Genomic DNA, 14,939 nt, shown 5'->3' with positions numbered 1-14,939 from the left:
CCTCTCGGCTCGGAAAGTTGTCGCTCAAACCTCGACGGGCAGGCCTTTGGCAACGCGTTCCATTAGCGACTTCGCTCGACTCATCATCGAATTCGCATCGTCGTCCGGCTCGACATTGGCTACGCCGAGGTGCATCTCCAGACGGAGTTGGTCCTTGCCCATCGGGATTGCGCAGTTAGAGATTGCCGTCTGGATTCGTTTGCCGACCAATTTGGCTTCATTCTCGCTACTTCCGGGAAGCATGACCGCGAAGCGACCTTCTCCGAGGCTTCCTAGCAGGTCCATCTCGCGGAGGGTGCTCTTGATATAGCCACCAACGGAATCGGTGAGCAGTTTGCCGACGGCTTCTCCAAACTTTCCATTGAGATCATCGAAGTCCTTAATAGCCAGATGCATCACCGAAAGCGAAACGCCATACCGGTGGCTCTCGGCTACACGACGGCTTAGTTCGTCGCTGAAAGTTGCCGCTGAGGGCAGGGAATTATCAGGCAATGCGGGCTCTTTGACAGGCTTTTGATGTTGCTCTGCCGGAGATGCTTGCTTGCTGTCTTGATCGATGGGTAAGCAGTCGACGCCATCCTGCCAATAGCTCCGATTTCGCCCGTTGTCTTTGGCTGCATAGACGGCATCGTCGGCTCTGCGGATCAGGAGGTCCGCTTTTTCGCCACCGGCGACTTCGGCCAAGCCAACACTGGCAGTCACTCTGAGGTCTTTCCCTTCGAAAGAGACCACTGCTGCCTCGATGGCTTTGCGTACTCTTTCGGCTGCAATTCGTCCTTGGGAGGCATTCGTGCATGGCAGCACGATCGCAAACTCCTCACCTCCGTAACGGCATGGCGCGTCAGTTTTCTTCACGACGTTCTTAAGCGTGCGGCCGACCACGCGAAGCACTTCATCACCCGCTTGGTGGCCATGGGTATCGTTGAACTTCTTGAAGTGATCGACATCTAGGAGAATCATCGAGAAGGGAACGCGCTCTTTGCGGAACTTCTCAAGATTGTGCTCGATGGATTGGTCGAACGCTCGACGATTGGCCAGTTTCGTGAGTGAATCCGTGCGGGCTTCTGTTTCCTGGGTGCGAAGCTCTTCTGCCTGCGACTGTATCTTCAGCTCAGCCTCTTCCAGGCGAGCTTGTAGCTTGTCATTGGCGTCCAGCATCTTGGCAATCGCGGCGGCAACAGCATCGCCGGAGCCTGCACTGTTTTGATCGATCGCGTTCAGTTCGTCATTGATGCCTTCGACGACCGCATTGTGTTGGCCAACATCGCTGACGACACCACGAGTCAGGTCGCGTACTTGATCAACTGCCATGCTGGCACGTTCAGCCTTGTTCGCTTCACGCACGATGTCTTCTTCGGAAGGCTCCGCTTCCCCGTTGGGCAGCGAGTCTTCGCTGGCGAATTGCAAGTAAAAGTAGGCACCAAAGAAGCCTACCACCAGCGCAATCAGTGCTAGCCCGACATCAATCAGGATGCTCGAAAAAGAAGCGCCGAGAAGTAACACAAGGACTCCGGGTGAAATCTCATTTGGGGCAGGATCAACATTAGGCAGATTTCCCAGGCCACGTTGGCAGCAACGCTAGAGGCGTAGTTCTGACTAATAGGAAAACATAGATTGCCCCCTGTGACGGTCAAACATGGCTCGGCAAGGGGGAGCAGATCATCTCTCGTAACAGGTTTTCACGACCGATATTGCGGACTCTATCGATTGCACGTCCGACCAACCTGCATGACCAGAGGCTCGGCCAGGATTTTATGAAATTATCGGTCTGCGAGATTCATTCTTAGTTCAGGGCTGCCGTAAATGACATAAGCCGTTTTAAGGAAGGGAGTTGTGTGCGATGCCACTCGATTCCTTAGGGAAGAAGGCTAGTGATTCATCCTGCTTCCCTACCACCAGAACGGAGTATGGTGTGATGCGGTAGTCCGCAGTATTCTTGCGGGTGGCTGGAGTGTGCGAGGGCTGTCGCCTTTGCTGGGTTGACTGCAGACGTCTGCGGTTGGGCGTCTGAAATGCTTCACTCTTTTCTATGGGGGATGTGGTGATGAGAAAGTTCAACTGCCTGTTTGCTTGCGTTGGCTTTTTGTTGGCCTGCTATTGCACAGTTGTTCAAGCAGACGACTTGGCACCGGCGCCGTATCGGGGCGCACCGAACACCGTGATGGCGAAATTCGATTTGTTCGGTGGCCAAGTGCCCGGGGGACCGAGTCAATTTGCGACTGGGGCGAATCCAACCTATCCGCTTGATGCTTTGCAGCCGATGGTCGGTCCTGCGCAATCAAGCACCAATGGAATTCTCTACCCAATCGCCTTACCGAACTATATCGATCAAGAGCCCCTAAAGCTCATTCGCATTCAGTACAGTTGGTTCGGCTTACCTTCCCAGGGGGCAGATGCTTTTGCGCAAGCGATTCTTCCGAGCCCCGGTGGAGCGGTTCAGCTAGTCAACTCGACGCCGCCGACAAATATTTCTGGGAATATTTATCATCGGTGGGACGACTACCGAATCATACCTAATCCTGATTCAGAACGTTTCGAGGTCGTGTTCGTTAACGCCGACCCACGTTGGGTGATTTTTGACACGATCAGCGTACCAGAGCCAACAAGTCTCGCCCTACTTGGTTTCGCCGGGTTGTTGGTTGGTTGCGGACGCCGTCGCTAGGTGCGGCTCTGTTCCAAGTGATACTATCGAGAGGTCATCCCACATGCGGGATGACCTCTTCTCGTTTTCTAGCCGCTTAGGCTACTCTGTCGCCCGGAATAGAAGTAGGGCGTGATCGAGTTCAGGATGACGGTGTGGGTACTTGCCAATCGGGTCTAAATACTTGGCGTCCTCGTAACGGACAGAAGCCATCCGTAGCAAGTAGACCGTACCGTTGGATAGGGAGAACTCCTGCATTTGTTGGTAGGTCCACTCTTTTTGCTTCAGAACGTAGGGCATGAGAAAGTCGATTCCTGGGCGAAGTCCTGGGTTCGAATCGGTCGACTCCCACAGATTGACCCCAATCTTCTCTCCAATCCGAGCAACCACTGAAAGGGCTTCGAGGTTAAAGAAGCTATAGTGCAGCGACTGGGTTCTCTTCAGCTCCGCAGGTTGGCTACCATCCTTCATGAATTGTTCGGGAATTCGTTGCTGTTGTACCTGCTCCACGATGTCTCGCGCGATCTCAGTTTCGCCGACGAACAGAGCGATTCTTGCCGTCTGGGCGGCATACCAGGAGCCGTGATTGTTGCTCGCGTTTGCTTCGTCCTTCCCCAAGTCACTGGTACGTAGCCAGATCAGATACTCGGCAAACCACTTTTTTAGGTCTTCTAGATCTTTTTGCGGATACCGCCCCTCAGAGGTTAGCAAATCAACGGCATCAAGCACACGAATGAAACCACGTGAATCGAGGATCCCAACCCCGCGTCCGTCCGCTCGCCCTGGGACACCTTGACCGAACTTCATGTGCGGGTTCATTTTCGTTTTGGGATCAAGAAACCATGTGCGAATCAGCTTCACAGCGTGGTTAGCATATTTCTCCTCATCGAAGAGATAGGCAGCCAGTGCGTAAACTTCAACACTCAGGGAGAGCTTCCCTATCTGGTCACGATCACCGCGCCGCCGGAGCGCGTTGTTCACCTTGCCGTCGTGTCGGATGTAGGGTAGCCCATCGGGTTTGGCAGGATCGGGCCACCAGTAGCGGCTGAAACTCAAATAGTCGTGTTTATCGCCGCTCGGGGGAACTTCTTCCTTAAAAGTGACGGAATAAGGACCGCGGGCCAGAGATTGGTCTGCCAGTTTCCGCAGGCGGTCAATTTGCTCTTCAAGCTCAGGCCCCGATTCTCTCGTCGTCCCTCGAACGGTGCCACGAATCTTTGCTAACTGATCCAACTCCCAGTAGACCGGTTCTGGTTTGGCGTTTTCAGCAGGAACGGCCTGGCAGGAAGTAGTCGAGAGAGCCGCAGCAAAAAAAATTGCGAGAAGAGAAAAACGCATGGAAAGTCTTCTGGCGAATCGGCTATTACGAGAGGCTACCCGAGCGTTCTACAGGTTCGTCTAAGTCGCGGTCGATTTCATCGAGCCGATAACCGAAGCCGGGCCCCTGGATTGAAGTCAAATCAAGTTGCCCGTTGCGACGCTGGTAAATCCCAGGATGGACCTTCGCCTCAACTACTGAAGCTTGTGGATAGAACTGCATTGCGTTGGACTCGACTCCTCGCATGGTTTCAGCATGGGCAGCTAGAAGCACGTGGGGAATCTGTGCCAACATTGGGTTCGTGAGGTCTTGGACCATGACATGCATGCCGTGAGCCTTCGCCCAGCAGTGCATAAGCAGCGCACCGGTCTGCGTTTTGCAAGTCTTCAGTGCGACCCCAGTCCAACCGAGCGAACGGCCCAGTCGGACGTATTCCCAACTATGGGCGCTTTCATCCATCAGCAACGGCTTCCGCTGTGAGACGCTACGCACGTCGATTTGGTGTGCTTCCAAGTCGTAGGGGAAAGGCTGTTCGACATACAGAATTGAATCGTAGGCCGTTGGCTGCTCTTCTTTCAGGCGATCAAGAATTCTGTTGACGTAATCCGGCTCGGTCACGGTGCAGTTGAAATCAGCCGTCAGGACGTAATCGCCCTGCGTAGCAGCAATGCGACTGACTTGGACGAGACGGTCGTAGTCCCAGGGTTCGTCGTTGCCACGCAGCTTCACTTTGAAGCAGTCGAGACCGTCTCGCGAAATCCACTCGTCGAGGACCTCCGGTTCCTGGTCGCCCACCGCTTGGCCGTTCAGTTGTGATCGATCCAAGGGGTCGAGCCCGCCCACCAAGTGCCAAACTGGTAAGTGATCTTCGCGATTGGAAGAGAGGTAGTCTTCAGGATATTTTCCGGTGAAACTGATGCTCTCGCCATTAGCACTGCCAGAATTGTCATTTTGGCTGGCACCCTGCATGAACGCGGACAAGTCGCGATTCATGTATTGCCGGTTGTAGGTTGAATAAACGGGAACCTCATGCAGCTTGCCGTAGGCATCGTGGAGTGCGACGTCGAACGGCGAACAGCAGACCAGAGAGGCCAATTTGGGCATGCGTTCATGTGGTTGGCAATCACGGTTGAACCCGGCAAGGAGTGTCGGCAGGACTTGCTGCTGAAAATCGTAGCCGATTTCCATGGGGTGGCCCGTAGCGTGAAACCCTGCCCAGGCAGAGGTAAGCTGCTCGGAAAAATCTTTGAGCGCTGTGTGTCGAGCCTCGTAGCTCATCTCACTCGGCCACACCCATTGCACGCTCAGGGGCACCTCACCCCAGCCGGTAGCCGTGTTGCCATGTTGATCTGCAACTTCGACTTGAACGCGAGCGCACGTCACTGAGGTAAGCGTCTCCGTGCCGAACTTTAGCGGCACGCGTGTCTTGACGGGGAGGAAGTAGAGTTCCGCGCCGCGCAGTTGCACATCGGTAGCCTTCGAACCAAAGTTCTTTGTGTGGGCGTTGATTTCTAGCGGCTGGGGGTTCACTTGGTTTCGCTTCCTTCAAGTCTCGATTCTTGGTCGCATGGGTGCTCGCGGAGGTGCAATCTCGCGAGTTCTACTCTCTTTTTTCTACTAGGGGCCGTTTCAGAATATCAGCCGCAACGCGTTAGCGTCCGGTTCTCTGGGCAACCGGGGGCTAACGCCCGGCGGCTGAAGTATTATTGGAACTGTTTCTACCTACTCTCTTTTTTACGCCTGCCAGGTCTGCCGCGAGGGGCGGCTCATAAGAGCGGTCGCTTCGTCGTTGCCAACGAATTGCTCAGTCTCTGGGTTCCACTGCAGCTCCTTCTTTAAGCGAATCGCAATGTTGCCAAGGTGGCAGACTGTCGCGCTGCGATGTCCCACTTCGATCGGTGCGACGGGCTCTTTGCGAGACTTGACGCAGTCGATAAAGTTGCGTTGGTGATCGTCGTTGCTTTTGTAGACCTCGGGCACGTCGGATCCGAAACGATCGGTCTTGATCGAATTGGGGATCGTCATGAAGTTCCGCCCTTGGTTCTCAATGCGAACGATTCCGTCGGTGCCCTCGAAGACGCAACGAACGGACGGCTCAGCGGTGCGGCAAACGAGTTTCACGCCATTGGCGTACTCCGCTTCGAAATGGGCGAAGGTCGGAGCATTGTAGAGGCTGCCTTTGGGGAGATATTCAGCAAAGACATGATTCACCTTCACAGGGCCGGATTTATCCATCCCTAGACCCCACTGAGCCATGTCTAAAGAGTGGGCACCAAAGTTCGTGACTTGTCCGCCGGCGTAGTCCGAATTGAAACGGAAGCGGTACAAGCAGCGGTCTTCGTGGTAAGGGGCGTGCGGAGCTGGGCCAAGCCACATGTCGTAGTCAAAGCCCTCGGGGACAGGCATCTCTTCCCAGCCGGGGCCGGGGCCGATCTTGTTGTGGCGACCGATATTGCAAATGACTCGCTTGACGTCGCCGATGGCACCGCTCTTCACGAGTTCGATCATCTTCCAAACGTTTGGGTTCGAACGCTCATGGCTGCCCGTCTGGCACACGCGATTGTTATCACGCACTGCCTTGATCATCGCATGTTGTTCGTTGATGGTCAGGCCGAGTGGCTTCTCAACATAAATATCCTTGCCCGCCTCAGCAGCACGGATGGTCATTTCCGCGTGCCAGTGATCAGGCGAGACGATCACGACGGTGTCGATGTCGTCGCGTTGGAGGATTTCGCGAAAGTCGTTGTAGGCATCGCAACCTTTATAAGTTCCCGACTCCTTCGACTTCGCGTAGTGCTTTTCGACTTCTTGTTTGGCTGGTTCGCGACCGTAGAAATGCTTGTCGTCCTTGTATCCTTTGCTGCCTTGGTTGACGTCGCACACAGCCAGCATTTGGCAGTCGTCGTAGCCAAGAAACCGCTTCATTACGGGGAAGCCCTGATTGCCAACGCCAATGCAAGCCATGGTGACTCGGTTGCTTGGCGCAGTGGACCCGAAAACGCTCGAGGGAACAAAATAGGGAGCTGCCATCGCGGAGGTTGCGGCGGCCGTTTTCAGGAATGAGCGGCGACTGGGCGTCTGATTCGCGGTCTGCTTTGAGTCTTTCATAGCTAATCCTTCCTAAACTGAAGTGCTGCTACACCGAAGAGTTCGAGTTCGAACTACGGGAGCGAAGCACAAGAGTGTCACGAGTAAGAGGCTGGACGGTTCAGGAACTTGGGTGCTGAACGCGGTGGCGTTGGTGCCGGTGTATTGGTTCTGCCAAGTCAGGAAGTCATTGCCAACAACACTTCCATCCTCGTCGGCGTCGCCATCGGCGTGGATGGCCCCTGAAAGAGTGCCGTACCCAGTCTCCCAAGCAATCAGATCATCGGCATCGACATCGCCGTCCTCGTCAAAGTCCGCCGGCTCGATAACGATGTCGAACAGGGCATCGAGTTCAGCGTCGTTGAGCGAGAGATCGAGGTGCAGTACTAGGGCGTCGAGTTCGGCCATTTGTTCGCGCCGACCGATGCGGAATTCCAACGGCATCCCAACGTCGCTTGCCGAAATCGTAAACGTCCCGCCGTTCTCCCAGCGAAAGTCCCCGTTTGAGGAGAGCGATTCGTTATTGTCGGGGTCGGTCTCAAAATCATCAGGCACAAAAATACTGTCGGTGCTGCCGCTGAACCCGCGAGCACGGTAATAGGCTCGGTAGGTTCCTGCTTGGTCGAAGGTCAGATCGTAGGTCGCAATGGTGTCTTGCGTGTCTGCAGGCAGATCAATGCGGTCGCCATTGGGGGCCACAATCACTTGGCCACCCAGAGCTTCTGCGACGTTGTCAACTGACCAAGTGAGCCCGTTGCCATCGGGGTCAAGCACGGAGTCGAAGTCTTCCGCTTGAATGGCACATCCGTCTGCGAAACAACCGCCTCCGCCTGGTGGCGGATCGATGGGGTCGCCGAGCCAAGCTGGTCCGACGTCGCCAGATTCGAGCGGCTTGCGGACGATCATGGCTGTCGAAAACTCATCAGCTCCCACGTCATAGGCACCGATTCGTGGCTGGCCGTCCATGTCGTCGACGAGGATGCCACTGTAGTTGCCAACCGCGGTATCGACCGTCGGCCCTGAGGGGTTGGTCGGACGCCAGAGCCCGTCGGTACCCAAACTAAGTTGCGGATCGACGTTTGTGATGCCCGAGTCCCCAGCCTTCGGTCCGAGGCTGCCACCGAAGGCGATGTTCCCTTCCCAGGTCCAGTTCGCACCCTCATTTCCTTCGAAAATCGTTGGCCCATCGGAACGGAAAACGTTGTTTGCGATCGTCACGTCTTCAGCGAGCAAAGTGCGGCCACTGCTGCCAAATCCATCATCGAAGGTTAGCTGCACGCCAGCCGTGTTGACGATCGTGTTATGTGCGATGACCGCGTCCTTCACCTGGAAGTACTCATTGACAGCCGAGCCATCGACACCCGCGGAAATAGAAATCGCGCCACCGGCTCGATCGTCAACATTCGCAATGTAGTTGTTGACGATCGTCTGCCTCTCGCCGATGACGCGGACTGCCCCGGAACGGCTGTTGTTTTCTCCCAGGAAGAAGTTGCCTTCGACGAGGGTATCGTTTCCGTGTCGCAGGGTCAGGGTGCCCTCAGAGTCACGGAACGTGTTGTAACGGTAAGTGTTGTTGCCGCTTTTGTTCGAGATGATTTCAATCTCGCCATCGACTCGCTCAAACAGATTGTTCTCCACCGTCGTGAATGAATCACTGAGCGACTGTGTACTGGTGCCGACGCGGATAGTCTCGAAACCGTTGGAACTGCTGGGGCTCACGGGCTCGGGACGGTCCGCGAAGTAGTTGCGATCGATCGTATGGTTGTCTGCCGTGGGGCTGTCACGTCGCACGACCACGGTCACGCCGGAATGGTTCTGGCCCGTGAAGTAGTTGTTGTCGACCCGATTGTTCGTTCCGAAGATCTCTAGCCAGTGGTAGCGATCGTCCACGTTCGTGGCGCTGTAGTCGATGATCGCTGAGTTGGTGAATCGCGAGTTGGTGGCGTTGCCGTTGGAACCCCGGAACTCAACAATCGCATTGGACCCGTCGGGAAGCGACCCGCCTTCAAACCGCAGCCCATCCACAACCAGCCAGTCGCCGGAGATGTTGAGCGTGGAATTCCCGTTAAGAATCACTTGCCCGGGTGTCTCCGCTCGCAAGGTGATCGGGTTGGTGGAGGTCCCAAAGTCAGAGAAGTTAATCGTCTGATTGGTCCAGGTGCCGTTGGTCATGATGAGCGTATCACCGGGACCAGCATCGTTTTGCAGAACTTGGGTGATTTCAGCGGCGCTGGAGACCATAAAGTCTGCGGCCAAGACACTTGATGCGCAAGACACCGTCACGAAGGCGCCCAGGGCGGCTCGTGCTAGAAAGTTCAGTGGTGGCTCGACAGTTTGCAACCCGGAAAGACTTTCTGTTATTGAACGAACGGCTTGCCGCCATCCCAAGTGAGTTCAATTTTAAGATCATCGACTGGTTCTGTGATTTCGAAGCTGAGCCCCGATTTCTTGTAGTCAGCATACTTGGGTGGTGCATGCCATCTCACTTTGCTTTCACCGATGACCTCTTTTGCTGACACCATGACTTTATGGGTGCCTAGAACAACACCATCGGCTTTATCGTAGCTCTTGAGTGTGAAGCGGCCCTCTTGATCGAGCTTGCTGGCCGCGGGGCGGGCACCTGTGGGAACGAACTGCACGATTCCAAAGCTGAGTGGTTTGCCGTCGATGAGAACTTGCCCTGAGACGGGGACTCGCTCGGGTCGACCGTCGCTGCATCCCGATGCTGGAACCAAAGTCGCAAGAGAAAGCAACGCAATTAGTCTCGATCGGCACAGTGAGTGGGATGAAGTTTCCTTGGTCGTTAACGTCGTGCCATTCATTCCTGCTCACCTTCCTTATCATCCTGTTCTACGGCGGACTCATTGTCAGACTCTGTCGATGCCTTCTCGTGATCCATTCTCTCCGCTCCATCCCAGGTGAGTTCAATCACCAAGTTCCTGTCCTCACCGGTAACCTGCACTTCAAGTTCGGATTTACGAAAGTCTGCGTAACTTGGTGGAATATGCTGTTCGACTTCACCTTCATCCTCATTAATTACTCTCATTGAGGAGATTCCCAGGCGATATTTTCCTGCTGGGACGCCACCTGCCTTTTGTGCACCACCGGAAACGTCGTCGGTCAGACTGAAATAACCTTCCTGGTCAATCTTGCTTGAGTAGGGACGACCAGATTCGGGGACAAACTGAATGGTTCCCGCGGGTACTGGCTTGCCGTCAATAAGTACCTGGCCCGCTATGGGATAGTGCTTCGTAGACTCGCTACAGCCAGTGAATAGTAAGATCGCAGCACAATAAGCGATTTGAGCCAGATGGTATTCTTTGCGCATTAATGAAGACCCTTTTGGGATTTGAATAAGCTGATCCGTTTCGACTACAAATTGTCCCAAGCCGAGGGTGCTCCAAGACTCTGCCTACCAGCCATTTGCTGAGATGCAAATACTGTTATCGTCATCTTGATCTAAAAACTCAGGTGGGCCGTCGATTGTTGAGAGCTCCTGATAGGTTTCAAAGTCAATAGACTCAGAGAGGAATTCGACGTGGCCATCAGCGTACGCGAACTGAGAGCCACCAGCGTGTCGGCTGGCGAATGCTCCATTCACATTGAAGGTGCTATTCGCTTGTTGTCCCACGATGTCCGGCGGGGTGTTCATCGCGACATCGGTCATGCGGAAAGTACTACGGTAACGTTCGCAATAGGTCCAAATATTCTCGCTCTCCTGCGTGTGGCTATCGATGACTTCGCCAAACGAGATCGTTGCACTCGTACCGTCAGTAATCTGGCGGATCGAAATGAGAGTGTGGTAAAGGTGCACCCCCGTGTTGTAGTGCTTGAGCATGCATGCATCGACGCCATAGCCTCCAAAGATAAGGCCTCGATGACCCGCAACCGAAGCATAATTCCCAGTAGCAGGAATTGCCGGAAAGCCCTGCCTGCTAGGGTCTGTGGTCTGGGGCTCATCACCACTAGAGGGGCACACCATCACCTCAGGTCGCACGCCGAGCGCCTCAGCACGAGCCGGGTAAGCGGTACGCCAAGTCGAACCGAATAGTCCCGCAGTCCAAAGTCCCTCATTGTCATTGATATCGAAGCGATCATAGAGAGCTTGTTGTTCCATGTAGGGAAGCAAATGGACGAATGCACTCGCCCCAGATCGCTCTTCCGGCTCGCGTAAGTGCCTAAGTGCTTGTTTGGTCGTACTATCTGGCCCCGACCTAGCAGGCACAAAGTGCCCGACTGCCGAGTGGTGGCTCTGGTCAGCCAGCCCTATGTTCTTGAGATTATTCTGGCACGACATCCGCCGAGCGGCTTCGCGAGCGGCTTGCACTGCGGGTAGAAGTAAGCCCACGAGTACGCCGATGATCGCAATCACAACGAGCAACTCGACAAGCGTAAAACCTTTGGATTTCTTCATGACTAATCCTTTGTGAGCATCCCTAGGTGAGGGTGCAAATCTAGCTGCGTTCTCCGAGAACTATGAAAAGAAACGTAAATCGTAAATCAGGACTGACGGCGACGCACGCCGAACGCCAGCAGACTTCCCAGAGCAAGACTTAGTAGTGCCGTAGGCTCCGGTACCGCTGCGGCGGAGGCCGAGGCCCCACTCGTGCCATAGGTCGATTGCCAGAGTGGAACCAGCGATGAGTCTGTCCGTTGGATCGTTAGGAAGTCAGTGCCGTCAACAATGCCGTCATCATTCACATCAGCATCAGCCACTGGCGCGTTACTACCGAAAAGCTCGACAGTGAAGTTGTCGATGACATAGTCGAACTCGTCAGAGTTGGACGAACCACCGGTGCTGATAGTGAAGTAATCAAAGGCATCGCTCGAGAAGCCCGCATCGGGGTCCATCATCATGGGGTCGAGGGCGTCGAAACCGCTGAGCGAAAAGGTTTCGTTTGCGTCATCTAGGTTCGTGACTGTGACTGTCGCTTCGATATTGTCTCCAAGATCATTGGGATCGGTGCTGCCGCCTGTTTCATCGAAGCGACGCAGCGAAAACTCAATTCGGTACCGCTTCTGGGTCTCGATGTTCTGGAAATCGAAGTTGCCCGACAGTGGGGGATCCTCTTGCGGTTGTGCAACGGTCTGGACATCGCCGCCGCTGCCAGTGCCACTGCCCTGGAGAATGATATCCCCGGCGTTGGGATTGGTTTCTTCGTTGATACGTGCAGCACGGCCATCGGCGAATGGGCCGAAAAGATTGTCAACTGCAGCAGCGGGGTCTTTCAAAGGGAGACGCACAAACCAGCCCGGGTCGCCGCTGGCGTCAGGTTGGTCTGGGTTACGGTCGCCTCGGAACCAGCCAGGCTCTTGACCCCAGATTCGTGCGTTGGGGACACCATCGATGACTGGTCCGGCACCGATGTGAGACCCGCCTAATTCGTCGTCGGCGTCTTGATGGATGCCGAAGCGTAGTTCACCCCGGTTGGGCGTGTGGTTGTTCGTATCACCCTCGTTGTAGTTGGGGGCACTCATCCAAACGCGGAAGTCAAAGCTAACGGTGAGCGTATCGTCGACGTTCGGTCCCACTGCAACGGTATCTTGCTTGCCGTTGCCTCCTGTGGCAGCCGAATAGCTTTGGTCACGTTCGAAAAAACCGGTAACTGAACGCGTGCGGCCCTTGGATTCAATACCCAGTGCGTAGCCGTCGTTGAGTGCAGGAATAACTTGGTTTGCGCCGGCGATCGAATTGAAGAAGCCGATCCCTGTTTCGGGTTGGGCGCCTGTGGTGTCGTTGATGATTCGCGGACGGGCGGCGGGATCGCCGTTCAAGCCATTATTCGTGATGCCACCTGTGGCGACCCAAAGGATACCTGCGTCGGAGGGATCATATTCAGAATCTGTATTCGTGGGCTCCTGAATCATCGTGCCGAGCGGATAGAGGAGGGGTGAATCTCGTCGATTGCCATTGCCATCCAGGAACGGCTCGTAAGTGTCGATCGTGTCACCGCTACCCACAATGACATCATCCATCGCGGCATTCTGGACAAAAACATTATCCTCGAATGCGGTGCCGTTGTTATTCACATCTCCATCACCGAAGCCATCGTAAATAACGACGACTGCATTCGAAATCGCTGCGGTCGTGACAGCCGAAGCGAACGCAGCTACGAAGAGAGATTTCCTTAGCAGTCCGAATGGAACGCAATAGGAGTCTAGAAGTTTCATTAGTGAACCCTTTCGAAGCGAATAAGAATAGTTTCGAAAACCTGCGATGGAGACTCGCTGCCTTGGGAGAGGCACCCTCCGTTCCAATCGCAAAAATTCTGAGTTGAGAAGTCTGTTCCAGAGGAGCTTTAATCTGTACATCTAGGTTGCTTGATAGTTGCAGTTACAGCAATCCAATTACACAGATTCGTGTTCCGAAATTTCTACAGGGTTTTCGGGGTGCTGTTCCGACTATCCGACGACCCATTTAGTCTGGGAACAGGCGTCTTGAGAAAAGACAGGCTGGCTGTCGCTAACAGTTGTTCCTGGGTTCTTCCATCCTCGTGTCGCTGGCACTTATAACTCGCCATTACAAGCACATGGCTGCGTGATGCGTGGAACAATGTTACATCGACTTTGTCTGAGTACCTGAGAGCGTGAGAAGAGTAAGTGGCGAGAAAAACGGACAAATTGTCCGGAAAATTGGATTGCTGTTTCTGTAGTCGCAGGGCTTAATGGAACTAACGCTTATCTGTGACCACGTTCTGTGGGCAATCTTCGATCTGCTCAAGCCGTGCGTGGTGGATCTCCTTCAACAATTTTCTTTTGATTAACGGGGAACGATTTAATGATTGTGAAAAGTAGAGGGTTCATCTTTTCGCTAAGCACGGGCATCGTGATGTCTCTGCTTGCGACTTCTCTCCAGGCGGGCACGACTACAGTAATTATCAACGACAGTTGGGCTGATGGCGATCTCGCTGCGACTGGCACTGGTGGCGAGCTCGACAGCTCCTGGTGGACTTCAAGCTCTAGTTCAGCTGATGAAGTAACCACCGGTGCTATGGGTCTTGTCACGGGTACTTCTGGCCGCGGTTTGCATACGACTTTCGCGACACAGTCTCTTCTCAATGTTGGCGATACGATCACCGCGACCTATTCATTCACAACACCAGCAACTGTTGGAACGAATAGGACAACTGCGTTCAAGGTCGGATTATTCGATCACCTGGACCGCCTTACGACGAATCCTGCCAACGCAGGTATTGACCCGAACGATACACGCAGAGATGAGTGCTGCCTGGACGCTGCCGTGAACGCTAGCAGCGGATCCCCCAATGTTGCCTATGGACATGGGCTCTTCGCTTCCAACAATCCTGACGCTTCAGATTCGCTCTCTTTGCCTGGTTTCCAGCTGGACATGGACGTTAATCCTACCACCGCCGCATCGGCAGACTTAAACTTCCGCGAGCATAACGTCAACACGCTGACAGGTACTGGTCGCCTGATGGGGACAACCGGAAACTTCACGAATATTTCGCCAAGCGGTCCTGATGCTGGTTACGTGTTCGTGGGAAATTCAGACTACGTTGGCTCATTCTCTGTCACGAAGGGGACAGGTGATCGTTTCAAGCTGACGGCTACTCTGGAAGAACCAGGTGGGACAATTCACACCTACACGAACTTCACAAGCAGTACCGACGCGGGTGACTTCGGCTTCCTTGGTTTTCACGCGAACTCCAACACATTTGGCTCGTCAAATGCAGCCGACGATGCAACGACTCTCACGAATGACAATGGTATTAACTTCACGAATATCACGGTCACATTCTCAACTCCTGAGCCAACCAGCTTTGTACTACTGCTGATGGGTCTTCCAGCGATTGCTGGTCGTCGTCGCAGCTAGTTCGAGTCGAGTTGGATTGCTGCAGTTTTCGCCTGCCTTCGGACTTCCGAAGGCAGGCT

Annotated in this window: 11 protein-coding genes; 2 read left to right on the top strand and 9 right to left on the bottom strand. The window is 54.4% G+C overall.

The window, feature by feature from the left end; translation table 11 throughout:
- Window positions 1-24: 24 nt before the first annotated feature.
- A complete protein-coding gene (locus RIB44_08865; protein MEQ8616692.1) occupies window positions 25-1,503 on the bottom strand; it encodes a diguanylate cyclase in 1,479 nt (492 codons plus the stop codon).
- Between the two features lie 541 nt (window positions 1,504-2,044).
- Here RIB44_08865 and RIB44_08860 point away from each other — a divergent pair.
- A complete protein-coding gene (locus tag RIB44_08860) occupies window positions 2,045-2,662 on the top strand; it encodes a PEP-CTERM sorting domain-containing protein (GenBank protein MEQ8616691.1) in 618 nt (205 codons plus the stop codon).
- Window positions 2,663-2,743: 81 nt separating this feature from the next.
- Here the strand turns inward: RIB44_08860 and RIB44_08855 are convergent, their stop codons facing one another.
- The 8 genes from RIB44_08855 to RIB44_08820 form a co-directional block, all read right to left on the bottom strand.
- Window positions 2,744-3,979 carry an alginate lyase family protein gene (locus RIB44_08855; GenBank protein MEQ8616690.1) on the bottom strand — a complete coding sequence of 412 codons (1,236 nt, stop codon included), beginning with the start codon at window positions 3,977-3,979 and terminating at the stop codon, window positions 2,744-2,746.
- Window positions 3,980-4,004: 25 nt separating this feature from the next.
- A complete protein-coding gene (locus tag RIB44_08850; GenBank protein ID MEQ8616689.1) occupies window positions 4,005-5,489 on the bottom strand; it encodes a mandelate racemase/muconate lactonizing enzyme family protein in 1,485 nt (494 codons plus the stop codon).
- A 204-nt stretch (window positions 5,490-5,693) separates the two neighbouring features.
- A complete protein-coding gene (locus RIB44_08845) occupies window positions 5,694-7,067 on the bottom strand; it encodes a Gfo/Idh/MocA family oxidoreductase (protein ID MEQ8616688.1) in 1,374 nt (457 codons plus the stop codon).
- A 12-nt stretch (window positions 7,068-7,079) separates the two neighbouring features.
- Window positions 7,080-9,302 carry a polysaccharide lyase 6 family protein gene (locus tag RIB44_08840; GenBank protein ID MEQ8616687.1) on the bottom strand — a complete coding sequence of 741 codons (2,223 nt, stop codon included), beginning with the start codon at window positions 9,300-9,302 and terminating at the stop codon, window positions 7,080-7,082.
- Between the two features lie 101 nt (window positions 9,303-9,403).
- A complete protein-coding gene (locus tag RIB44_08835) occupies window positions 9,404-9,799 on the bottom strand; it encodes a hypothetical protein (GenBank protein ID MEQ8616686.1) in 396 nt (131 codons plus the stop codon).
- A gap of 65 nt (window positions 9,800-9,864) precedes the next feature.
- Window positions 9,865-10,374 carry a hypothetical protein gene (locus RIB44_08830; protein MEQ8616685.1) on the bottom strand — a complete coding sequence of 170 codons (510 nt, stop codon included), beginning with the start codon at window positions 10,372-10,374 and terminating at the stop codon, window positions 9,865-9,867.
- Window positions 10,375-10,458: 84 nt separating this feature from the next.
- A complete protein-coding gene (locus RIB44_08825; GenBank protein ID MEQ8616684.1) occupies window positions 10,459-11,460 on the bottom strand; it encodes a DUF1559 domain-containing protein in 1,002 nt (333 codons plus the stop codon).
- Between the two features lie 86 nt (window positions 11,461-11,546).
- Window positions 11,547-13,217: a PEP-CTERM sorting domain-containing protein gene (locus RIB44_08820; GenBank protein MEQ8616683.1), complete on the bottom strand. Its 1,671-nt coding sequence runs from the start codon at window positions 13,215-13,217 to the stop codon at window positions 11,547-11,549.
- 607 nt (window positions 13,218-13,824) lie between these two features.
- On the opposite strand from RIB44_08820, the gene RIB44_08815 reads away from it, so the two are divergent.
- Complete coding sequence (locus RIB44_08815) at window positions 13,825-14,880, top strand: hypothetical protein (protein ID MEQ8616682.1); 1,056 nt, start codon at window positions 13,825-13,827, stop codon at window positions 14,878-14,880.
- The last annotated feature ends 59 nt before the right edge of the window (window positions 14,881-14,939 follow it).

This window comes from Lacipirellulaceae bacterium (genome assembly GCA_040218535.1).
GTDB lineage: Bacteria > Planctomycetota > Planctomycetia > Pirellulales > Lacipirellulaceae > Adhaeretor.
The sequence above is the reverse complement of the archived record's forward strand: the minus strand, read 5'-3'. Positions and strand labels throughout refer to the sequence as shown.